The organism is Mesorhizobium sp. XAP4 (assembly GCF_029269325.1).
In the GTDB taxonomy this organism is placed as follows: domain Bacteria; phylum Pseudomonadota; class Alphaproteobacteria; order Rhizobiales; family Rhizobiaceae; genus Mesorhizobium; species Mesorhizobium ciceri.
Genome location: NZ_JARIXW010000009.1, coordinates 24,794 through 47,685 on the forward strand (window position 1 = coordinate 24,794; position 22,892 = coordinate 47,685).

A 22,892-nucleotide genomic window follows, 5' to 3' on the forward strand; every position below is an offset into this window, starting at 1 on the left:
GGGCCTTGGACGTGAGGTGAGAGCTTCATCGTCAGCGAATACCTTTCTCATCGACGTCCAACGAGACGGTAACAATCAGTCATCCACCCACCTTGACGCGGGCGTGCCGCCCAGCGGATGTCGGGCTGATGTGCGCCGACGGAACACGTGTCCTCGACCGTCACTTCTGGCGAGCGGCATCGCCATCATTAGTGATGGAACGGAAAAGAAACCATTCAGCGTCAGACTACCGCTTTTCGACGCACCTTTTTCGAACACGTCGGAACGAGCGCTTGTCGCGCAGCCCACGATGCCCCCATTGGTGAATCGGATCCATGAAGAGTCTGACAATACGCCACCGCATCCTCGTCAGTTTCGCTGCCGTTCTGGTGGTCATGTCCGTGATCGCCGTCATCGCGTACGCCTGGTTTCTTCAGGCGGGGCAGGAGGCGACTGAGGTCGAGAAGGGCATCCTTCCAGACCTCTATCACAGCACCGCGATCATGGTGGGCCAGATGACGGCCCATAGTCTGCTTCAGGAATATGCCCTTCAGGACAACCCATCGGATAGAAGCACGCTTGAAAGCGCGATCACGACCAATCGCGACCAAGTGCAGCGGTCGATGGGCGACTATGAAGCAACAATCGTCTCCGACATCGACAAGCAGAATTATGCAGTCGTCAAGGAACTCGCCAACCAATTTCGTCTGGCTGAAACTGCTGTGCTGGAGACGAGCCGGGCTGCCTTGTCGAAAGGTGAAACTCCCAATGAAAGCCCGGCCATCAAGAACACGGTAGAGCCGATCTTTGCGAAATTGCTGTCCGCTTTGCAGGCCATGGTTGAGGATCACAGAGGCGAGGCAAACAGCGCGACGCAGCGGATCAGCTCGATTGTTAGCACGGCGGAAGTCGGTTTGAGCGTTGGCTTGTTGATAGCCCTCGGGCTAGCCCTTCTTTTGGGCTATCAGCTGTTTCGCGCTATCACAGGTCCGCTCACCCGTTTGATCGACGCGGTTCAATTGATGCGGAAAGGCGACTTCAGCGAACGCCTCGATCTGAGGCGCAGAGACGAATTCAGCGTGCTTGCCGACGGCTTCAACGCGATGGCGGACGATCTCACAACCCTCATTGGCCACGTTCAAAGGTCCAGCATACAGGTCGGCACATCGATAACTGAGATCGCTGCAACCTCCAAGCAACAGCAGGCAACTGCGACTGAAATCGCAGCGACCACAACAGAAATCCGCGCGACAGCCAAGGAAATCTCGGCCACATCAAACGAGCTCGTCCGCACGATGAACGAGGTCTCGACAGTTGCCGAGCAAACGGCTGCCGTCGCCGGCGGAGGGCAAGCGGGGCTGACCCGTATGGAAGAAACCATGCAGCAGGTAATGGACGCGGCGGGGGCGATCAATTCCAAACTCGGGATCCTGAGCGAGAAGGCTGGCAGCATCAATCAGGTGGTGACGACCATCACCAAAGTGGCCGATCAGACGAACCTGTTGTCGCTCAACGCCTCCATCGAGGCTGAGAAGGCCGGCCAATATGGCCGGGGCTTTGCAGTGGTGGCGACAGAAATCCGAAGGCTCGCGGACCAAACGGCCGTCTCGACCTACGATATCGAGCAGATGGTCAAAGACATTCAATCGGCAGTCGCGGCCGGGGTGATGGGCATGGACAAGTTTTCCGAACAGGTCCGCCGGGGTATGCAGGAAATCCAGCAGGTCGGCGGGCAGCTCTTCGAGATCATTCAGCAGGTTCAGGGGCTGGTGCCACGTTTCGAAATCGCCAATGAAGGCATGCAAGCGCAGGCGACCGGCGCGGGGCAGATCAGCGACACGCTAACCCAGCTGAGTGAGGCAGCCCAGCAAACAGTCGAATCCCTTCAGCAATCGACGCTCGCGATCGACGAGCTCAATCAAGTCTCAGGTGGCATGCGAAGTAGCATTTCGAGGTTCAAACTGAGAGCGTAGCGAGCCGGCAGTAGGAGGTGACAATGCTATTTCTCGCCTTCAGCATGGGTCTGGATCGCTACTTGATCGATGTCCACCAAATTGAAGAGGTGCTGCCTCGTCTCGATGTGAAGGTCCTGCCGGGTGCGCCAACTGGTGTGGTGGGTCTGGTCAGCTATAACGGAATACCCACCCCGCTGATCGATGTTACTCTTCTTGCGCTTGGCCGGCCGTCAGAGCGCCTATTGAGCACCCGGATCGTTGTGACGCGCTATCAGGCGCATGATGGCGAGCAGCGCCTGCTGGGACTGATCGCGGAACGGGTGACGGATACGCTTGAGCGAGACCCTGCCGATTTCGCGCCGTTCGGACTTGAACCAGGAACTCCGCCCTATCTTGGGCCGGTGGCTTCCGACAGTTCGGAGATCATTCAGTGGGTCAAAGTGGAAGCGCTGCTTTCGGAAGAGATTCGTACCGCGTTGCTCCGCCAGTCCGCAATGGATGATCAATGACCGGCGCAATAGAAACGCTCCTGACGGATGCCATCGGACTGGACAGTGCCAGCGTTGGTCCGACTGTGGTCCGTCAGGCGGTCAGAGAGCGGATGGCAGCATGCCGGATAACCAACCTTCAGGCCTATTGGCAACACTTGACCGGTTCCTCGCAGGAGCTGCAGGAGCTGGTCGATGCGGTGGTGATCCCGGAGACCTGGTTCTTTCGCGACCGCGAAGCGTTCACGATGCTGGCGCGACATGCGCGCATGCACAAGCGTGCTCAGCCGATAAAAGTCCTGAGCCTGCCATGTTCAACCGGCGAAGAGGCTTATTCGGTCGCCATGGCCATGTTCGATGCCGGCTTTGAGGCGCACGAGTTCAAGATCGATGGCGTGGACGTCAGCAGCCGCAATATCGCGACGGCTGTACGCGCGGTCTATGGGCGCAATTCGTTTCGCGGCAGCCATCTCGAATTCAAGGATCGCTATTTCGAAGCGGCCGAGGGCGGGTTGCGACCTACTGCTGCGGTGCTGAAACAGGTTCGGTTCAGGGTAGGAAACCTGTTCGGCTCTCGCGCGTCTTTCGGGCAAGAAGTCTATGACATCGTGCTTTTCCGCAATCTGCTGATCTATTTCAATCGAGAGCTGCAGGATCGCGCGTTGATCTGCCTGAAGGACCTACTGGCCAAAGACGGACTCCTCCTGGTCGGTCCGGCGGAAGCAGCTCTTCCAAGGTTGCATGGCTTTATTTCCGCTGAATGGCCATTGGCCTTTGCCTTCCTGAAATCGGAGCCCGTGAAGACCACGGCGCCGAAAGTTTCGCCCGCCATCCCGGTGCCGATGCGAACCCCGAAGGTCAACAAGAGCAAGCCTCTTGTTCCGCCCCAACCGACAATTGGAACGGAGGGTCGTACACAGACGCCGGCCAAGCCGCTTTCGCAGGCCTCGGAAAGCCTCATCGCGGTTGAACGGATCGCCAATGCAGGACGGGTAAAGGACGCACAGGAGGTCGCCCTGGCGCATCTCAAGGAATTCGGTCCTTCCGCACAAATCTTCTACTTGCTGGGCCTTGTCCAGGATGCGGATGGCGCTGCACCCCAAGCCGCGCAAAGCTATCGCAAGGCGCTCTATCTGGCGCCAAATCATCGAGAAGCTCTCATCCATCTGGCTTTGCTGCTTCGCAAGCAAGGTGACCATAACGGCGCCGAGGCCCTGGCCGGCCGGCTAGGTCGGGTCCAGAAAAGGAGCGGCAGCTGATGGCGGCTTCGACAGGGATCGCTCAGCCGGAGGAGTTCGACGACTGCTGGCGGCAAATAGGCGTACGGGGTGACAAGTCATGTCCGCTACTGGAGCAGCATCTCCACTGCCGGAATTGCCCGACCTATAAGAAGATTGCACGACACCTCCTCGACCGTGCGGCGCCGTCGGCATATCGCGACCAATGGCCTGGTCACGCTCGTCGAGCAGGGATTGATCCGGCCGACGGCGAGGCGCTGCAGACGGCCGTTCTCTTCCGTTTGGGGGAAGAATGGCTGGCACTTCCGGTCGGCATTTTTCATGAAGTCGCTGAATCTCGCCGCGTTCATTCACTTCCACATCGCAGAAACAGTGCACTGCTCGGGATTGCGAATGTCCGTGGTGAATTGCTCATTTGCCTGTCCCTGGCCGAATTGCTCGGGATAGACGAGCGCAAAGAGGAGGAACAAAGCTCGCGAACCAAGGTATTTCGCCGCCTAGTCGTGGTGGGCGAGCGCGACAAGCGAGTTGCCTTTACGGTTGATGAGATCCACGGCTTACACCGCTACCGGGCACGCGACACTCTCGCTGTGCCAGACACGATCGGAAAGGCGCTGTCGGCCGCTACTGTTGCCGTTCTGCCCTGGCAGGGACGGGCAGTTGGCTGTCTTGACCCAGGACAACTGCTCACGATGCTAGATCGGAGCATGGCATGACAGATGAGGACTTTAGCCAGGTTTCGATGCTCAGCCTCTTCCAGGCCGAACTGGAGACGCAGTCACAAGCGCTAACGGCTGGGCTTCTGGCACTCGAACGCAATCCCGTTGCCGCCGATGCCCTGGAAGCATGCATGCGTGCCGCGCATTCCCTAAAGGGAGCTGCCCGCATCATCGACCTGATGCCCGCGGTCAAAGTCGCAAATGCGATGGAAGATTGCCTGGTGGCCGCGCAACGTGGGAATGTGAGAGTGGGACGAGAGCATATAGATGCGCTCCTGCAAGGCTCTGACCTTCTGAAATTGATCGCATCGGGATCATCGAGCGAGCCCGCCAACTCAGAAGTTGAAACCTTTCTGGCGAAGTTCGAGGAATTATCCCTCCCCGAGGCAAAGCCCAGGCCCCAAGATTCAGCAGCTGATTTCGCAACTTCAGATCATGCCCTGGAGCAGCTGGCGACGACTTCTTCAGCGAACCTCCTCGTTGGGACGGTGCCGCAAGCCCACGCCATCGTCGGCTCTGATAGAATGGTTCGGGTGACGGCAGAAAGCCTGAACCGATTGCTCGGGTTGGCTGGCGAGTCGCTGATGGAAGCTCGGCGGCTCAGGCCATTCGCCGACGGGCTGCTGCGGCTGAAGCGCCTTCAATCGGACCTCGCAAGTGCGTTCGACAATCTTCATGCACTGCTGCCGCCGGGTTCAAACGATGGGGCAGCGGTGGAGGCGCTGGCTTCAGCCCAGCGAAAGCTTCGGTTGAGCCAAGCGTTCCTGGCGGAGCGTCTCGATGAATTGGATTCAGTGGATCGGAAAGCGACCGATCTTGCCAACAGATTGTACGATGAAACGTTGGCGAGCCGGATGCGGCCTTTCGAGGACGGCGTGCGACATTATGCGAGAACGGTCCGAGACCTCGGTCGTACCCTTGGCAAGCGGGTGCGACTGGAGATCGTAGGCGGCTCGACCGGCATCGACCGCGATATCCTCGAGCGGCTCGATGCCCCTTTGGGCCATCTCTTGCGCAACGCTGTAGACCATGGGCTTGAATCGCCTGAGGAGCGCCTCGCGATGGGGAAACCCGAAGAGGGGCTCATCAGGCTCGAAGCGAGGCATAGTGCCGGGCTACTGCAGATAGCCGTGGTGGACGACGGCAAGGGGATCGAGCTCTCGAAGTTGCGCGAGACTGTCATCGCCCGGCAGCTTGCGACCAGGGAAAGTGCTGACACACTCAGCGAAACCGAATTGCTCGCATTCCTGTTTCTGCCAGGCTTTTCGATGAAAGCGGGCCTTACCGACGTGTCCGGCCGTGGTGTGGGCCTCGATGCGGTGCAGGCGATGACGAAGGAGGTCCGCGGAATCACGAGCGTTTCCTCGGAATTTGGTCGTGGAACCCGGTTTCAACTGCAGCTGCCGCTGACGTTGTCAGTCCTGCGCACACTACTCGTCGAAGTCGATGGAGAGCCCTATGCGTTTCCACTCGCCGCCATCTCCAAGACAATGAGATTGCAGCGGATGCAGATCAACCTGCTGCAGGGCCGACCGCATTTTCGCTTGAACGATCGACAGATCGGGCTGGTGACCGCGCGCGAAGTGCTGGATCGAGGAGAGTCCGGATCGGAACCGGACGAACTCTCGGTTGTCGTCGTGGATGCAGGTCGGGGCGATGCATACGGCCTGATCGTTGACCGTTTTCTCGGGGAACGCGAGCTGGTGATCAGACCTCTCGATCCACGGTTTGCCAAGATCAAGGACATCAGCGCAGCGGCCCTGATGGAAGACGGTTCGCCAGTTCTGATCTTCGACGTCGATGATCTGATCCGATCGGTGGAAAAACTTGCATCGTCTAGCGGATTTAGGGCTGTTCGGCGCGCTGCGGGCGGTCCCGAACCGAGCAGACGCAAGCGCGTGCTCGTGATTGACGATTCACTCACGGTCCGCGAACTCCAGCGCAAGATGTTGGGCAATCACGGTTATGATGTCGAAGTGGCGGTCGACGGTATGGACGGATGGAATGCCGTCCGGTCTGGTCCTTTCGATCTTGTCGTCACTGACATAGATATGCCGCGCATGGATGGCATCGAGTTGGTGAGCTTGATCAGAAAGGACGCCCATCTCAAGAACACACCCATAATGATCGTTTCATACAAGGATCGGGAAGAAGATCGCTCGCGCGGGCTTGACGCCGGTGCGGACTATTATCTGACCAAGAGTACCTTTCAGGACGAGGCGCTGATCCATGCGGTCGTGGACATGATTGGCGAGGCGACTGAATGAGATCGAAATTGGAAGCCAACGAATGAGAATCGGCGTAGTCAACGACATGCCGATGGCGGTTGAGCTTCTGCGCCGGCTGGTCTTGGCGACCGGCGAACATCAGGTCGCATGGGTCGCGACCAATGGGCGTGAGGCGGTCGAGGTCTGCAGACGTGATCTGCCGGATCTGATACTCATGGATCTAGCGATGCCAGAGATGGACGGCGTGGAAGCGACGCGCAGAATCATGGCGGAAACCCCGTGCTCAATCTTGCTGGTGACCGCCAGTATCGAAGCCAACCTCGCCGGTGTCTACGAAGCAATGGGTCATGGCGCGCTTGACGCGGTCGATATTCCGTCAGTAGGCATCGAAGGTAACGCGTCCTCGCAATCCGCACGGCTTCTAACGAACAAGATTGCGACGATCGGCAAGCTGATCGGTGATGCGCCGGCCAAGACAAAAAGGCGGATGTCACGTGACGCTGAGCCGACACCTCGACGCTTAATTGCAATCGGCGCCTCCGCGGGCGGGCCGGCCGCCGTTGCCGCAGTCCTGAGTGCGTTTCCCGTTGATTTTGACGGCGCGATCGTGCTCGTCCAGCATCTCGATGCTCAGTTCGTGCCGGGGCTTACTGATTGGCTGGGACAGCATACGCCTCTCCCGATCCGTCCGGCGCGGGAAAAGGATAGTCCTCAAGCGGGCACTGTTCTCGTAGCCAGTTCTGCGGATCATCTGGTTTTCAAATCAGCTCAGCAACTTGGCTATACGCCCAGCCCCAAGGACAATGTTTATCGGCCGTCCGTGGATGTGTTCTTCGAAAGTGCGGCGCAATGGTGGCCTGGCTCGGTGATTGGTGTCCTGCTCACAGGCATGGGCAGAGATGGTGCGCGCGGGCTAAGACAGCTCCGCGACAAGGGGCATCTCACAATCGCGCAGGATAGAGCAACGAGTGCCGTCTATGGCATGCCGAAGGCCGCTGCCGACATCGGCGCGGCTGTTGATATTCTTCCTTTGAGTGCGATCGGCTCACGTATAATCGAAGCCTGCGAACGCTCCACGTGAAAGGGCTCGTCAGATGACGCAAGAACCAGAGCTGGTCCCGCCACTCGCAGATAACTATTCATCCATGGTTCTGCTCATCGATGATCAGATCATGGTTTGCGAGGCGGTCAGGCGTGCTTTAGCCAACGAGCCCGATATTTCCTTACACTTCTGCACCGACCCGTTGAGAGCAATGACAGTCGCGGATGAGGTAAAGCCAACCGTTATCCTGCAGGATCTCGTCATGCCCGGCGTCGATGGGCTGCATCTGGTGCGAGAATACAGGAAGCATGCGTCGACGCGCGCGGTCCCAGTCATTGTGCTGTCGAGCAAGGAAGATCCAGCCACCAAGGGCGAAGCCTTCGCTGCGGGAGCGAACGACTATCTCGTCAAACTGCCGGATCGTATCGAGCTGATTGCACGTATTCGATATCACACGCGGGCTTATCTGGATCACGTCCAGCGAGACGCGGCATACCGAGCGCTGAGGGAAAGCCAGCGACAGCTGATCGGTGCAAATCTCGAGCTTGAACGTCTGACGCGGATCGATGGCCTGACGGGCCTCGGCAACAGGCGCTATTTTGATGAATATCTGGCGGCCGAATGGAAGCGCGCTTTTCGCGCACAGTCCCCATTGTCGCTGTTGATGATTGATGCCGACAACTTCAAACGATACAACGATACCTATGGCCATATGGCCGGCGATGAGGTGCTCAAGCAAATCGCCCGCGTAATCCAGAGCGGTTCCGGCCGCTCCACCGACCTAGCTGCGCGGTACGGAGGCGAAGAGTTCGTGGTCGTGCTGGTCGACACTTTACTGGAACAATCCAGTGCGATCGCAGAGCGGCTCGTCCAGGGCGTGCGGGAGTTGAACATACCCCACGGCCCGGATCGTGTGACCATCAGCGTCGGGGTTGCAACAGCGGTGCCCACCGCGGACGAGACGCCAAATGATTTCGTCAATGCTGCCGATTTGGCCCTATTTCGTGCCAAATCGGAAGGACGAAATCGTGTCGCGGTTCATATGTCCCGCAGCTAGACAAGCTGAACGTACTTCTCAGGCTAAGATGGAACTTTCTGAGCGTACGTTGAACGCGCCTGGGCTCGCCCGGGCCTTCAAGAAGCTCTATGCCGACCAGCTCGCTTACTTTGCGGCTGGAGCTCGAACCCATCGTTAATGACCGCTGGGCGTCCGGTTCTGGGTGGGAACGTGCCGGTTCGCCTGATCGCTCGAATTTCTGCTTTTGGGATTCCGCTGGGGCCAGCTCAACGGCTGACTTGAGGCGCAAAGCGGAATATCAGCATCGCGCCGCGATGGTTGAGATTCAATCGCGGCTCAATGCTCGCCGGAGAGCACCGAAGCGAATGCGATATTGCGCCGGCGTCACCCCGACCTTGCGGCGGAAGAGACGCCCGAAAAAACTCGCATCCTCATAGCCGACTTCACTCGCCACCGCTTCGACCGGGAGATCGCCGGTCTCCAGCATCTGCTTGGCTTGCTCGAGCCTGAGCGCGTGGATGTAGTCGATTGCCTTCATTTCCGTGGCCTTGGCGAAGCGGCGCACGAAGGAGCGCTCGGACAGGCCTGACAACTTGGTCATGGCGGCGACGGGCGAGGGCGTCCGGTAGTTGCCTTCGGCCCATTTCTGGCAGCGGTTGATCACCGCGTCGTCGGTCTGGCGAAAGCGCATCAGCGCGGCGAAGGGCTGTTGGCCCATGTCGTGCCACTGCAGCATGTAGACCTTGGCGACCTGCATCGCCTCCTTGAGGCTGACGAAGCGCGCGATCAGATAGAGGGCGAGATCCTCCCAGCTCGAGCCGCCCCCGGCCATGACGATGCGGTGGGCCTCGCCGGTCAGCACGAGAGACTGGCCCGGCTTCACCTTAACGCCGGGATAGTTGTTCGTGAGCGTCTCGACATAGCCCCAGTGAATGGTGGCATCGCGATTGTCGAGTAGCCCGGCCTCGCCGAGCAGCACCGCGCCCGAACAAGCGCTGGCCAGCATGGCGCCGTCGTCATGCGCTCGCTTCAGCCATGCGGCTTCGGCGTCATACTGCCCGGCGACGCTTTCTCCCGGATTGACGAAGAAATCTGGAATACAGACGATGTCGGGTGGCGGGCAATCGGCAAGGCTGTGATCTGGGCGCATCCAGATGCCGTTTGCAGCGCGAAACGGGCTGCCGTCCCCAGCAACCACATAGGGCCGCATGCGCGGCGTGCCCGCCGCACCGCTGGTTATGAACAGGAAATCCCTGCCGGGCGAGGAAAACAGGTCGAACATGCCGTAGATCGTGGAGGCGGTAGCCTCCGGAACGGCAAGGATCGCCACATTCAATGGGCCGATCTGTTCAACCATGGCAGAAATGACCGCCTTTCAGCATTTTCGACTTTAGCGGCCCTGCCCGCGCCGCGCTAGCGTGTGTGAAACGAGAAGACCGCCACATGGCCGCCACCGCTACCCTTGCAGCATCGAGCATCGAAAGCTTCCGTTCCATCATGCGCGGCGAGCTGCTGGAGCCGTCGAGCCCATCCTATGACACGACGCGGATCGTCTGGAACGGCATGATCGACCGACGTCCCGCTCTCATCGCGCGCTGCCGGAGTTTTGCCGATGTCGAGGCGTCGGTGAATTTCGCGCGCGAAGAGCGGCTGGCGATCGCGATCCGCTCCGGAGGCCACAATGTTGCAGGCTACGCCGTCTGCGACGGCGGCCTGATGATCGACATGTCGCTGATGAATGGCGTGCGGGTCGCGCCCGGCCTCGATCGTGTCTTCGTCGAGGGCGGCGCTATTTGGGCCGATGTCGATGCGGCCACCACCCCGCTTGGTCGCGCCACGCCGGGCGGCCTGATTTCGGCGACGGGCGTTGCCGGCCTGACTCTTTCCGGCGGCATCGGCTGGCTGCGCGGCAGCCACGGCCTCAGCGTCGACAATCTGCTGGCGGCCGATCTGGTGACCGCCGATGGCCGCCTCATCCATGCCGACGCGACCCAGAACCCGGATCTCTTCTGGGCGCTGCGCGGCGGCGGCGGCAATTTCGGCGTGGTGACGAGCTTCGAGTTCAAGCTGCATCCGATCGAGCCGGAGCTGATGTTATGCGGTCCGGCCTATCCCGAAGAGCGCGCCAACGAGATCATTCCACTCTGGCGCGACTTCATGCAGACCGCACCCGATCGCCTGAGCGGCCTAGCGGAATTCTCCACGCTGCCGAACGATCCCTCGATTCCCGAGCGTGCAAGGGGCCGGCGCGTCCTGGCGCTTGCGCATGTCTATGACGGACTGGCCGACGAGGGCGAGCGGGTCGTGGCGCCCTTACGCAGTTTTGGAGCACCGCTTGTCGATTTCAGCGGCCGCATGCCGTATCGCACCATCCAGTCGCTCTATGACGGCCTGTTCCCGAAAGGCCGCGACCGTTGCTACTGGAAATCCACCTACCTCTCGCGCCTCGACGACGAGGTCATCGGGGAGATCACCGCGCGGATGGCGAAGCGGCCCTCCGAAATGACCTTCGCCTCGATCTGGAAGTTCGGCGGTTTCGTCCAGCGCGTTGCAGCCGATGCCACTGCCTTCGGTGACCGGTCCATGCCCTTCATGCTCAGCCTCGATGCCATCTGGCCAGGCGCTGATGAGGACGACGCGAACATCAGCTGGGTTCGCAGCTTCTGGCAGGACGTGCAGCGCTACTCGACCGGGCGCCTCTATCTGAACTTCCCCGGCCATGGCGAAGGAGCGGACCTCGTACGCGACGCCTTGGGAGCCGAAGCCTATGGGAGGCTCGCCAAGATCAAGCACAGATACGATCCGGACAATCTGTTCCGCCTCAACCAGAACATCCTGCCAATGCACTAACGCACAATTCAAGTCGGCGTACGGTAGCGACTCTCGCCTGGGCATTTGCCAAGTCACGAACGGCTTACGATCATTCGCCGAAATCCGAGCTCCCCGCACGCGCTGGATGATGATCAGTCTTCGCAGCGCGAAACCGTGCTAGTATTGGACTGCGGCTTCGTGCTTGAGGGGAACCGGCTTGAATAGCTCGCCGCCTACAACGTTCGTACTCAACGGCGTAACCGCCGACGTGAGTAGGGAGACCTTGCGCGACCAATTCAACAGGACAATCGCAGTTCGCCACCAGACCTTCGCGGTATTTCGCCACCTTCTGGAGAACGCTGATCGCGTCATCACCAAGGACGAGTTGATGACGGCGGTCTGGAACGGGCTAGCCGTCACCGATGACAGCCTGGTCCAATGCATTCACGAGATCCGTGCGGCGCTCACGACAGTCGCCAGGCCGTCGTGCAGACAGTGCCGACGCGCGGTTACAGGTTGGTCCTTCCCTCAAATGCCGGACCAAGAATGATTACAATTCTGGCGGCAGAATTGGCCGCCGAGGTCCGGCCGGCAGGCCAGGATGAGCGGAGCATTGCTGCACCTACCACGGCCTACAGGCAGGTCCTTGATCGGCTACTGATAGAACATGCCGGTCGTGTCTTTGCGGCGTCGATGAGACAGTACTTGCGGAGTTTGCTGGCCCTGTGCAGACAATCGTTCACAGCTATGGATGCAAATCACGCCTTCCAGAACGGCTTTTGAAGTTCCGCCTCGACGGCAGCCAGGGTGAGACCGACGTCGTCGATCCGCTGAGGCCCATCTTCCGCCAGTCGCTTCAGTTCCTCGCGATAGTACTTGCGCTCGCGCCAGACCGCGACCAGGCCGCGCAGGGCGAAGAGTCTCGCCCAGACCGATACCGGTTCAGTCGTCCACGTCGGCTGTTCGCTCCAGAGAGACTGGTAGAGTCTTGAGGTAAGAGAAAGCTGCGTGCTCATTTGGCTCGTCCTTTCTTGGTGCTGCTAAAATCGATAACGCTACTTTGGCGGATGAGCGGACCTGCGTACTAAAGCGCGGCCGAAACTGTTCCGAAAAATTCCGAAACGTTTAATATGGCGGGATGCAACGGGTTCACCTCACCTTTGGTCCGTTCGTGCTCGACCCTGAGAAGGGGACGCTCCTGCGACATGAAATACCGATCTCCATCGGGCATCGCGGCATCACGCTGCTCGCCACGCTTGCGGCCCGGCCCGGCGACACCCTGACCAAGGCCGAGCTGATGGAAGCTGCCTGGCCGGGCCTAGCGGTCGAGGAAAGCAATCTCACCGTCCAGATTGCGACGCTGAGGAAGGCGCTCGGCCCCACCGACCAAGGTGGCGACTGGATCGCCACCGTGCCTCGCGTCGGCTACCGCTTCACCGCGCCTGTCGAGCGCGTGGAAGGTTCAGTGCAGCGACCAATCGCGCCGTCCGGCAAACCCACCATTGCCGTGCTGCCCTTCGCCAATTTGAGCGGCGATCAGGACCAGCATTATCTGAGCGACGGCATCACCGAAGATATCATCACTGAACTGGCGCGTTACCGGTCGCTCGTGGTGATCGCGCGTAATTCATCTTTTCAGTTTCGTGGGCCAGCGCCGGAGGGCGCGGAAGTCCACCGGCAACTCGGCGCGCGCTACCTCGTCGAGGGCAGCGTGCGACGGCTCGGGAGCCGTATCCGGATCACGGCGCAGCTGATCGACGGCGCCAGCGGCTTCCATTTGTGGGCTCAACGCTACGACAGGGCGCTTGAGGACATCTTTTCGGTTCAGGAGGAGGTGGCGGCCCTCGTGGCTTCAACCGTCCAAGGCGCCGCCGAGGCAGATGCGACTAGCCGCTCGCGGCGAACGCCGCCGGCCGATTGGGCCGCCTACGACTACTACTTGCAGGGTCGCGCGCACTACCATCAGTATGAAATGGACAAGGGCGAATCCATGTTTACCCGGAGCGCCGAACTCGATCCGACTTTTGCTCAAGGGCATGCCTATCTAGCGCAGTGCCTGGTTGCGCGATTCTGGTACGACCGCGATCCTCGTACGCTGCAAAGTGCCTTGCGGTCTGCGCGCACAGCGCTCCTGCTCGACCGGAATGACGGCATCTGCAACCAGAGCATGGGTCTCGTGCTTGTACATATGCGCCAGCATGGGGATGCCGGACTGCATTTCCAGCAGGCCCGTACGCTCAATCCGCACGACGTCAACATTGCCGGAGACTATGCAAGCTGGCTCAACTACGGCGGCCAGCCTCAGCAGTCCTTGGCGGTCCTCGAAAGGGCCATACTGCTCGACCCGTTGCCCCCGGTCTGGTTCTGGGAGGTGAAGGGAAGCGCGCTCTTCCTGCTCGGCCGATACGCCGACGCCATCGACGCTTATCGGAAGGCCGGCGACCAGTTCTTCATCCATGCCTTTCTCGCGGCGGCCTACGCCCATCTAGGCGAGATGGAAAACGCGCATGTCGCAGTCGAAGCCACACTGAGGCTGCAACCGGACCTCTCGCTTGGCTACCTTGCCCACCTTCCCTTCGCAGACCCATCTTCCTTCGAACACTTCCTCTCCGGCTTCAGAAAGGCCGGCTTTTTATAGGATCCAGCCGGTCCGACAACTCATCGCCGCAGTTGCGTGCATGTGAGCAGTAAGAAGGACGACGGCAATGATAATCGACAGGACAACCTCCCATACTGTTGGAACCTGACATACGGGGTCATTGCTGGATCAGGCCCGTCGTCCAGCAACGCAGTCATGTTACCTTTGGCAGACCGTCCGCTTTCGGGCGAAGGTAAAGTTTGCCGAACTCCGAGATCAGGCGCATTGCTGCCGCCAGCCGGCAACCGCTGCGAGGGTGAGGAAGGACAATGGGATTGTGCCTGGCGCCAGGTCGCTCGCATCAGAAGAAAGACCCGCCATGTGGAAGCTGCCGGACCCGATCATCACGGTCGGGCGTCACGGCATCCTGTTCGGGACCGCCATACTCCCATGAGTGTCAGCGACGGCTGGTTTCGACCTTCGGCAACAATATCTGGTTCGTCCTCGTGCATGTAAAACTGGAAGAAACGCGCAGTCGCGACGTTCTCTACATTGCGGTACTTGACATGGACTCGATATCGCTCGCGCAGTATCCTCTCGGCTTGACGCGTGTCCACGGTGCCCGGAATGTCAGGCGCACGCGTGAGTTCACCAAGTGGGTTCTCTCGCTACCCGGCAGTGAGGCAGCCTCGCCTGGTCCGCTCGGATTGCTACCAATACCAGCTGTGTTTTGGGCATGCGTTTGAGGGCAAGTCTTCAGAGCCTCGCCGGACAGGTGGAAATGAGCTCGGTGCGATCAGGATGGACAATTGTGCTCGAACTTGACATAGCCGACGTCTTCGCGGCCCGCCATGCACTCGACGGCGATGGCCATCCCGGCTCCAACCTTGAAGCTGTTATCTGGCACTAACCATGGTCCGCCCCAGCCCAGTCCGAAGGAATGGCCATAGATTGGGTAGCCGCAAAAAATTCCGCGGCCGTCAAGAACATCGAGGACTGCCTTGTACAGATCGCTTGCCGTTACGCCAAGGCGGCATGCGGCCACGCCTGCCTCAATTCCGGCAATGGCACCGTCGTAGATTTCATTCTGCCGCGCGGACCACTTTCCCCGACAACGACAGACCTTGAGAAGTCCCAGACCTAGCCCTCGACAGAAGGCGATGAGGGCCTGCCCCTCAGACCCCGTGAACATCATGCGAACACGACGCCAAAAGCTTCATTGCCCTCATCTCGCGGCAGATCCAATGCTCACGCAAGGAATCAGCCGTCGGCGGCCGCTCAAAATTTACCATTCTCATGAATAGTCCCAAATATTTAACACCTACCGATATCTTGGCGGCTATAGTCCGGGCCGCGCTGGTGGACTTGGAAATATCTCGGCATGTGCGGTTTTAGCGGCTATTTCGGCACTGTCCGGGATGGGAGGGCGCTCCTTGAAAGGATGACGGCTGCCATTGCGCATCGCGGCCCCGATGAGCAGGGGTTCTTCACCACAAAGGCGGCCGGCCTCGGCCATGCGCGGCTGTCCATCGTCGGTCTCGGGGACGGCCAGCAGCCGATGTCCGATGCGACGGGCGATCTGGCGATCGCCTTCAACGGCGAGATCTTCAACTATGTGGAATTGCGCGAGCAGCTTCGCGCGAAAGGCCGCCATTTCCGGACAACCAGCGACACCGAAGTGATCCTGCATCTCTATGACGAGATGGGGGAGGATTGCGTCTCCGCGCTCAATGGCGATTTCGCCTTTGCGCTCTGGGACGGCCGCCGCCGCCGCATGGTTCTGACGCGCGACCGCATGGGGGTCCGGCCGCTCTTCTATACAAGGCAGGGCGAACGGCTTTACTTCGCCTCGGAGGTCAAGGCGCTCCTCCAGGCCCCGGGCGTCGCGGCCGAGATTGATCCGGTCGCACTCGACCAGATCTTCACGCTCTGGGCCCCGATCGCGCCGCGCACGCCCTTCCGCAACATCTACGAGATCGAACCCGCAAGCCTGATGATCGTGCAAGAGGGCAGCGTCTCGACCCGGCCCTACTGGAGTCTGGAGTATCCCGACCGGGACGCGCCGCCCCGGCAGGGGGACGAGCGTGCCGCGGCCGAGGAACTGCGCGCCCTCCTGACGGAGGCGACCCGCATGCGCATGCGCGCCGATGTGCCAGTCGGCGCCTATCTGTCTGGCGGCCTCGATTCCTCCATCACATCGGCGCTGGCGGCGGGCATGGCGCCGGGTGGCCTCAGGACCTTCTCGGTCACCTTCGATAGCGCCGAACATGACGAGAGCCCCTTCCAGCTCGAGATGGCCCGTGCGCTCGGCACGCATCACAGCGCCGTCGCCTGCGGGGAAGGCGATATCGCCGCCGTCTTCCCTGACGTTATCCGCTTCACCGAGCGGCCGATCCTGCGCACTGCCCCTGCCCCGCTCTACAAGCTCTCGAGCCTCGTGCGCGAGGCCGGCTTGAAAGTGGTGCTGACGGGCGAAGGCGCCGACGAAGTCTTTGCCGGCTACGATATTTTCAAGGAGGCCAGGGTTCGGCGCTTTTGCGGGAGACAGCCCGGCTCCCGCATCCGGCCGCATCTGTTCCGCAAGCTCTACCCCTATCTTCCGGGCCTAAGGCAGCAATCGGCCGAGTACCTGTTCTCCTTCTTCGGGGCTAGCGGCGCGACGCTTGACGATCCGCTGTTCTCCCATCGGCCGAGGTTCGACGGCACGGCGGCGACGAAGCTGTTCTACTCGGGCGATCTGCGTGCCACATTGTCCGGATATGACGCCGCCGAGGAGCTCGCCGCGCGGCTGCCCGAGGCGTTCGCCCGCTGGCATCCCTTGCATCAGGCGCAATATCTGGAAGCCCGCTTCCTTCTCCCTGGCTATATCCTGTCCAGCCAGGGCGACCGCATGGCGATGGCCCACGGCATCGAGGGCCGCTTTCCCTTCCTCGACCATCATCTGGTCGAGTTTGCCGCCGGCCTTCCTCCCGAGATGAAGCTGAAGGGGCTCGTGGAGAAGCATATTCTGCGGGAGGCGACCAAAGACCTGCTGCCGGCCGCCATCGGCCGGCGGACCAAGCAGCCCTATCGCGCACCGGATAGCCAGTCCTTCGTTGGGCCGGGCACGAGGGACTATGTCCAGTCGGCCCTGGGCGACGCCGCAGTCAGCGCCGGCGGGCTCTTCAATCCGAAGGCAGTGGCAAAACTACATGAGAAATGCAGCCGCCAGCCGGCCTCCGGCTTTCGCGACAACGCGGCCTTTGTCGGCATCCTGTCGACGCAGCTGTGGCTGACGACTTTCACCGGCACAGGCATTTGCAACGCAAAGGCCGCCTGACACCACCAAGGAAAGCGAACGACATGACCGATACGATCCAAGACGCAGTGAAGGCCTTTGTCATCGAGAACTTCCTGTTCGGCGACACCACCCACGCCCTCGCCGATACGGACTCGCTGATCGAGAACGGCATCATCGATTCGACCGGCGTTCTGGAACTGGTGGCCTTTATCGAGGACCATTGCGGAATCACAGTTGCGGACGCCGATATCGTGCCGGCCAACCTCGATTCACTGGCGCGCATCACGGCCTTCATCACAGCGAAGACCGCATCGCTCGTCGCGGCGTGACGGCTGGCAGCGGAAGGCCCGAGCTCATGCGGGTCGAGCAATTCCTCATCACGAACGCGGCCGCGCATGGCGCGAAGACGGCGCTTGTCACCGACCGGGAGCGGTTGCGCTATGACGAGCTCGACGATCTGTCGAACCGGCTTGCGACCGCTCTCGCCGAGAATGGCGTGCAGCGCGGCGACCGCGTTCTCGTCTTCATGGACAATTGCTGGGAAGCCGCCGTCTCGATCTTCGCGGTTCTCAAGGCGGGCGCGACCTTCAGCCCGATCAACGCCTCCACCAAGGCCGACAAGCTCGCTTATGTCATCGACGATTGCGAGGCTGCGGCGATCCTGACTCAGGCCAAGCTGATGCCTGTCGTGATCCAGGCGCGTGCGCTGTCGGACCGGCCGTTCTTCGTCGCGTCGACGCAAGCGCCATCCAGCCATACGCCGGATGGCGCTGCCTCCTTCGAGGATTGTCTCAAGGTCGCGCCCGTGCCCATTCGCCATGGCGGGATCGATATCGACCTCGCCATGCTGATCTACACCTCGGGCTCCACCGGCCGCCCCAAGGGCGTGATGATGACGCATCGCAATATCGATGCCGCGGCCGAATCCATCACGACCTATCTGCGCAACACCCGTGACGACATCATCCTCAATGTCCTGCCCCTGGCTTTCGACTACGGCCTCTATCAACTGCTGATGGCGACGAAGCTCGGCGCGACCCTCGTCCTCGAAAAATCATTCGCCTTTCCGCAGGCCATTTTCGAGCGCATCCGCGCCGAGAAGGTCACCGGTTTCCCGCTGGTGCCGACGATGGCGGCGCTGATCCTGCAGATGCGCGATTTGGCGCCGGGTTTCCTGCCGAGCCTTCGCTATATCTCGAACACCGCCGCCGCCCTGCCGCCGGTGCATATCGCCCGGCTGCGCGAGCTGTTCCCCGGCGTACGGCTCTTTTCCATGTACGGTCTGACGGAATGCAAGCGCTGCACCTACCTGCCCCCGGAGGAGCTGGACCGCCGGCCGGGTTCCGTCGGCATCGCTATTCCCAACACGGAAGCGATCGTCGTCGACGATGAGGGCAACCGCATGCCACCGGGCGTGGCGGGCGAGTTGGTCATCCGCGGCCCGCATGTCATGCAGGGCTATTGGCGCAACGACGTGGCCACGGAGCAGATGCTGCGTCCCGGGCCGCATCCCTGGGAAAGGCGGCTCCACACCGGTGACCTGTTCCGGACGGACGAGGACGGCTTCCTTTATTTCGTTGGCCGCAAGGACGACATCATCAAGACGCGCGGCGAAAAGGTCGCCCCGAAGGAAGTCGAAACTGTGCTGCACGCCCATCCAGGCATCGTGGAAGCCGTGGTGACCGGCGTGCCGGATCCGGTGCTCGGCCACGCCATTGCCGCTCTCGTCGTTCTCTCGGACGAGACCCTGAGCGAGCGGGACATCATTCGCTACTGCGCCGTTCATCTCGAGGATTTCATGGTGCCGAAGCTCATCGAGTTCCGCCGCGAGTTGCCGAAGACCGACACCGGAAAGGTCAGCCGAAGGCTGGCGGCCGAAACGTTGGGGACTGCACAATGAATCTCTCCCTCGCCCCGAGCCGTCCCGCCTTCTCGGCCGACGCGCTGACGCTCGACAACGCAGCGGAAACCGATCGCATCGTCGCCGGGTTGCGCGAGCAGCTACGCGGCATGCGCAAGCGCGGGCTCGTGCTCGGCCTCTCTGGCGGCATCGATTCCAGCGTCTCGGTCGCGCTCGCCGCCCGCGCCGTCGGCGCGAAGAACGTCTTCTGCCTGTTCATGCCGGAAAGCGACTCCGATCCCGACAGCCTCCGCCTCGGCCGGCTGGCCGCCGAAACCTTTGGCGTCGAAGCGATCGTGGAGGATATCGGCCCGACGCTGCACGCGATGGGTTGTTATCAGCGGCGGGATACCTTCATCCGCGAGCTGGTGCCGGAATACGGGCCGGGCTGGGCCTCAAAGATCGTCATCGCCAATTCACTCGCCGGCGAGGGCTACAACATCTCCTCGCTGGTGGTGCAGGACCCCGAAGGCCGGCAGACGAAGCTGCGCATGTCGGCGGCGGTCTATCTCGGCATCGTCGCCGCCACCAACATGAAGCAGCGCACGCGCAAACAGATCGAGTACTATCACGCCGACCGGCTGAATTTCGCCGTGCTCGGCACGCCGAACCGGCTCGAATACGACCAAGGCTTCTTCGTGAAGAATGGCGACGGCGCGGCTGACGTCAAACCGATCGCCCATCTCTACAAGAGCCAAGTCTATGCGCTTGCCGCCCATCTCGGCATTCCCGAGGAAATCTGCCGTAGGGCGCCGACGACCGACACCTATTCCCTCGAGCAGACGCAGGAAGAGTTCTACTTCTCCCTGCCCTATGACCGCATGGATATTTGCCTCTTCGGCCTGAATAACGGCCTTTCAGCCGCGGAGGTCGGCGCCGCCGCGAAGCTGACTGCGGTCGAGGTCGAACGCGTCTGGGCCGATATCGCCGCCAAGCGCCGGGCGACGCGCCATCTGCACCTTGGCCCGCAGCTCGTCCGCCCCGTCGAGGAAATCGCCAGCTGAGATCGGCGCGACCATCGGGATTACGTCGCCGCGCGGGCAAATGACGGCCTATTCGAACTGCTCCCCGGCCAAGCGATTCCAGCGCTCGCCGGCCAGCCCGTTGAAGAAGCCTTGCGAGCTCAGAAACGCGTTCACCAGCTCCTCGTCGCGCGAATGCACCACGGTCGAGGCCGGTTGAGTGAAGGCGACCCGCCGGCCCAGCATCGCTGCGAGCAGAGCGGGTTGCGTCCGGCCGCGCAGGCCGGCGGCGCCGCGCCGCGCCGCATCGCCAATCAAGCAGTCGACGACGGAACCAGCTTGCCCCGGCAGGGCCAGAACTTGCAGCACGCGCGCCATCCTGCCCGGGCGGGTGTGATAGAGGAAGGCGCCGACCAGCGCCCCGCTGGGGGAGGAGACGGACGCGAACACGGCATCACCATAGCCCGGCTTCTGGGAAGCCTCCGCGAGGATATGCGCAAGCTGCTCGGCGCTCCAGTCGGGGCGGAGCGGGAACTGCCGCGTCAACGGGTCCAAAAGAGCCGCAAAACCGGCTTGATCGATTTCGGCTACCTTGAGGCCGCCCTTGCCATTCCAGAGTTCCGGGACCCCGGACCAGCGCATCTCGTTCTCCTGCATCCGTCCGCGAAGATAGCGATCGAGTCCGCGCGCGAGCGGGTCAAGCAAGCGCACGGCGCCGGCTCGCCGCGAGGCTAGATCGAGCAGGAAGGCCGAAGGCCGGATGACCCGGATCCAGTCCAGGCTGTATTGCGGCAGGGCGACCCCGCGCAGTTTCGTCCACATCTGCGTCGAGAGGGCATTTGCGGTTTCGCTGAAGGAGATGTCCTGCGGCCCGGCCAGGAATGTCCTGAGCAGCCTTGCGCCGGCCATCGGGTCGTTCGCCCGCGGTTCGACCATGAGCGAACCACAGATGGCGGCGCGCAGCTTGCACTGGCCATGCCTCATCGGCAGCACATTTACGCCGACAAAGCCTGAAATGTCGCCTTCGCTCGCAATATGGACGAGAGACGCGATCTCCGGATCGCAGACCGGGCCTTCGAGATAGTGCCAGCGCAGATAAGTCTCGAGCGCCGGAGGCGGCGGCTTGCCACCGTCCCGGAAGGTTCTTTGAAAGAGCCCGGCGACGGCCGGAATATCCGCAGCCTGCAGGGGACGAATCTGGCTCATGCCAAACTCGCGGAGGATGAGATCGCGGGCGAACCGTTCCCAAGCTTGCGGAGGAGTGCGACACGCGGCATTCCGACCTCATCCTTGGCGAATGTCACGGGTTCATAGGCCTTGGCTCTGGCTATCAGGGCAGCCACCTGGCGGTCCTGCCCCTGCCCGAACTCGAACAGCAGCCAGCCATCAGGCTTGAGGAAATCGGTTGCGTCCCGGATCAGCCGCTGTTGGATCGAGATGCCGTAAGGCCCCCCGTCGAAGGCCTCGCGCGGCTCGCTCTCAAGCAGATGCGCGCTCTCGCCTTCGAGGCGCGCGGTCGAGATATAGGGCGGATTGCAGACAATCATGTCCGCTGCGCCGATAAGCCCATCGCCCTCCAGCGCACCGAACAGATCCCCTTTCCGGATGGTGACCCGGTCCTGAAGGGCCAAGCGTTCGGCATTGCTCCGGGCGAGCGCGACCGTGCTGTCAGTCACGTCCACCCCCCAGACGCGGGCCGACGGAACTTCCGCGGCGATCGCCAGAGCAAGGTTGCCGGAGCCGCAGCACATGTCGATCACCATCGGGCCGGGCGCGCGATCGCCAAGAATCGCAAGCGCCCTCTGTCCAAGCAACTCCGTTTCCTGACGCGGCACGAGAACGCCCGGAGCCAGTTCGAGCATCACGCTCATGAAACGATGCAGGCGGGGCGTAGAACGGCCGGCTAGGGCTGCTGCTCTGTGCGGCACGGCGGTTCCTTACGTCATCCGACAGTATTGCATACACAGGACCTATCGCGCTCCGGTAAACGGCTGCTAAAGATATCGCCGCCGATACTGCGCAGCGCACCAACTCGGCCATATAGATGCGGCGTTGGTGCGCGGATATGAAATCGAACGCATTTCGGTCTTTGAAGTTGCCGATTGTAGCTGCCGGACTTGATGTCGGACAGACTCCGGGCGTGCGCACGCCAGCATGCGGTTGAGTACCGCTGCAACCGACGGCAACCTCGGTCTGCTGAGCGGCGAACGAATGAGCCAGCAAGCTCCACATACTTCAATTGCGTCTGCCCGGGGAGGCAGTCTGTGGATTCGAGGCGTAGTCTCGGCTAAGCATACCCGATGGACGACAGATCCTCGTTTATGAAATCCAGCATAGACCATCTCCCGCCGCCAAAGCAGCGCGAGCTGACAAGAACGGTGGAGGTGCTGCTTCAGGAGTTCGACGACGCGCTGAAGGCTGGTGATGGTGAACAATCGCAAGCTGACCGATTCCGCCGGCTATTGGCAGTCTGCGGCCGACCGCCTGATGCGTGAATGGAGACACCCGTCAGCGTCACCGTCCACTCCCGCCGGGAGGTGAACACTGCACTCAGGGAAGGTCAGTACTTCTTTGTCGACATCCGCCGTGAGGGAATCGTTCTCTACGAGCTCGACGGGGAGCCGCTCACTATTCCGGTCCCTACAGGCCCCGTGGAGGCCTTTCGGATGGGAGGGGACTATTTTGCGGGCCGCC

19 protein-coding genes and 1 pseudogene are annotated in these 22,892 nt (G+C 61.4%); 15 read left to right on the forward strand and 5 right to left on the reverse strand.

What is annotated here, in order from left to right; genetic code table 11:
* Positions 1-314 precede the first annotated feature (314 nt).
* From P3C39_RS30040 to P3C39_RS30070, 7 genes are all read left to right on the forward strand, one after another.
* A complete protein-coding gene (locus P3C39_RS30040) occupies positions 315-1,952 on the forward strand; it encodes a methyl-accepting chemotaxis protein (protein ID WP_275954894.1) in 1,638 nt (545 codons plus the stop codon).
* Between the two features lie 23 nt (positions 1,953-1,975).
* Complete coding sequence (locus P3C39_RS30045; protein ID WP_275954893.1) at positions 1,976-2,443, forward strand: chemotaxis protein CheW; 468 nt, start codon at positions 1,976-1,978, stop codon at positions 2,441-2,443.
* Positions 2,440-3,681, forward strand: coding sequence for a CheR family methyltransferase (locus P3C39_RS30050; protein WP_275954892.1), 1,242 nt, complete (start codon positions 2,440-2,442; stop codon positions 3,679-3,681). Before P3C39_RS30045 ends, P3C39_RS30050 begins: the two co-directional genes overlap by 4 nt.
* Entirely contained in the window at positions 3,681-4,376 is a 696-nt protein-coding gene (locus P3C39_RS30055; RefSeq protein ID WP_275954891.1) for a chemotaxis protein CheW, read from the forward strand. The genes P3C39_RS30050 and P3C39_RS30055 overlap by 1 nt, the downstream gene beginning before the upstream one ends.
* Positions 4,373-6,646 carry a hybrid sensor histidine kinase/response regulator gene (locus P3C39_RS30060; protein WP_275954890.1) on the forward strand — a complete coding sequence of 758 codons (2,274 nt, stop codon included), beginning with the start codon at positions 4,373-4,375 and terminating at the stop codon, positions 6,644-6,646. The genes P3C39_RS30055 and P3C39_RS30060 overlap by 4 nt, the downstream gene beginning before the upstream one ends.
* 22 nt (positions 6,647-6,668) lie before the next feature.
* Positions 6,669-7,688, forward strand: coding sequence for a chemotaxis response regulator protein-glutamate methylesterase (locus P3C39_RS30065; protein WP_275954889.1), 1,020 nt, complete (start codon positions 6,669-6,671; stop codon positions 7,686-7,688).
* 64 nt (positions 7,689-7,752) lie between these two features.
* Positions 7,753-8,706, forward strand: a complete 954-nt coding sequence (locus tag P3C39_RS30070) for a PleD family two-component system response regulator (RefSeq protein WP_275954888.1) — start codon at positions 7,753-7,755, stop codon at positions 8,704-8,706.
* Between the two features lie 286 nt (positions 8,707-8,992).
* On the opposite strand, the gene P3C39_RS30075 is transcribed toward P3C39_RS30070, so the two are convergent.
* On the reverse strand, positions 8,993-10,024 hold the full coding sequence (locus P3C39_RS30075) for a helix-turn-helix domain-containing protein (protein WP_024505318.1): 1,032 nt from the start codon (positions 10,022-10,024) through the stop codon (positions 8,993-8,995).
* An 86-nt stretch (positions 10,025-10,110) separates the two neighbouring features.
* On the opposite strand from P3C39_RS30075, the gene P3C39_RS30080 reads away from it, so the two are divergent.
* Entirely contained in the window at positions 10,111-11,517 is a 1,407-nt protein-coding gene (locus tag P3C39_RS30080; RefSeq protein WP_275954887.1) for an FAD-binding oxidoreductase, read from the forward strand.
* A 244-nt stretch (positions 11,518-11,761) separates the two neighbouring features.
* Complete coding sequence (locus P3C39_RS30085; protein ID WP_245467552.1) at positions 11,762-12,028, forward strand: winged helix-turn-helix domain-containing protein; 267 nt, start codon at positions 11,762-11,764, stop codon at positions 12,026-12,028.
* Positions 12,029-12,236: 208 nt separating this feature from the next.
* Here P3C39_RS30085 and P3C39_RS30090 read toward each other — a convergent pair whose 3' ends face one another.
* Positions 12,237-12,494: a hypothetical protein gene (locus P3C39_RS30090; protein ID WP_013525360.1), complete on the reverse strand. Its 258-nt coding sequence runs from the start codon at positions 12,492-12,494 to the stop codon at positions 12,237-12,239.
* 122 nt (positions 12,495-12,616) lie between these two features.
* Here P3C39_RS30090 and P3C39_RS30095 point away from each other — a divergent pair, with 122 nt between their 5' ends.
* On the forward strand, positions 12,617-14,116 hold the full coding sequence (locus P3C39_RS30095) for a winged helix-turn-helix domain-containing tetratricopeptide repeat protein (protein ID WP_275954886.1): 1,500 nt from the start codon (positions 12,617-12,619) through the stop codon (positions 14,114-14,116).
* A 736-nt stretch (positions 14,117-14,852) separates the two neighbouring features.
* On the opposite strand, the gene P3C39_RS30100 is transcribed toward P3C39_RS30095, so the two are convergent.
* Positions 14,853-15,251, reverse strand: coding sequence for a M24 family metallopeptidase (locus tag P3C39_RS30100; protein WP_024505323.1), 399 nt, complete (start codon positions 15,249-15,251; stop codon positions 14,853-14,855).
* Between the two features lie 186 nt (positions 15,252-15,437).
* Here P3C39_RS30100 and asnB point away from each other — a divergent pair, with 186 nt between their 5' ends.
* From asnB to nadE, 4 genes are read left to right on the forward strand one after another with little or no spacing between them, the layout of a single operon-like run.
* Positions 15,438-17,375: an asparagine synthase (glutamine-hydrolyzing) gene (asnB, locus tag P3C39_RS30105; RefSeq protein ID WP_275954885.1), complete on the forward strand. Its 1,938-nt coding sequence runs from the start codon at positions 15,438-15,440 to the stop codon at positions 17,373-17,375.
* Between the two features lie 23 nt (positions 17,376-17,398).
* Positions 17,399-17,665 (forward strand): acyl carrier protein, encoded by a 267-nt coding sequence (locus P3C39_RS30110; RefSeq protein ID WP_013525356.1) that lies wholly within the window; start codon positions 17,399-17,401, stop codon positions 17,663-17,665.
* 26 nt (positions 17,666-17,691) lie between these two features.
* Entirely contained in the window at positions 17,692-19,236 is a 1,545-nt protein-coding gene (locus P3C39_RS30115) for a class I adenylate-forming enzyme family protein (RefSeq protein ID WP_275954884.1), read from the forward strand.
* Positions 19,233-20,240, forward strand: a complete 1,008-nt coding sequence (gene nadE, locus P3C39_RS30120) for an NAD(+) synthase (RefSeq protein ID WP_127413019.1) — start codon at positions 19,233-19,235, stop codon at positions 20,238-20,240. Before P3C39_RS30115 ends, nadE begins: the two co-directional genes overlap by 4 nt.
* 48 nt (positions 20,241-20,288) lie before the next feature.
* Here nadE and P3C39_RS30125 read toward each other — a convergent pair whose 3' ends face one another.
* Positions 20,289-21,404: a hypothetical protein gene (locus P3C39_RS30125; protein ID WP_275954883.1), complete on the reverse strand. Its 1,116-nt coding sequence runs from the start codon at positions 21,402-21,404 to the stop codon at positions 20,289-20,291.
* A complete protein-coding gene (locus P3C39_RS30130; RefSeq protein WP_275954882.1) occupies positions 21,401-22,069 on the reverse strand; it encodes a HemK/PrmC family methyltransferase in 669 nt (222 codons plus the stop codon). The genes P3C39_RS30125 and P3C39_RS30130 overlap by 4 nt, the downstream gene beginning before the upstream one ends.
* A gap of 450 nt (positions 22,070-22,519) precedes the next feature.
* Here P3C39_RS30130 and P3C39_RS30135 point away from each other — a divergent pair.
* Positions 22,520-22,825, forward strand: a pseudogene (locus P3C39_RS30135) (nucleotidyltransferase); the annotation flags it as partial.
* Between the last annotated feature and the right edge of the window lie 67 nt (positions 22,826-22,892).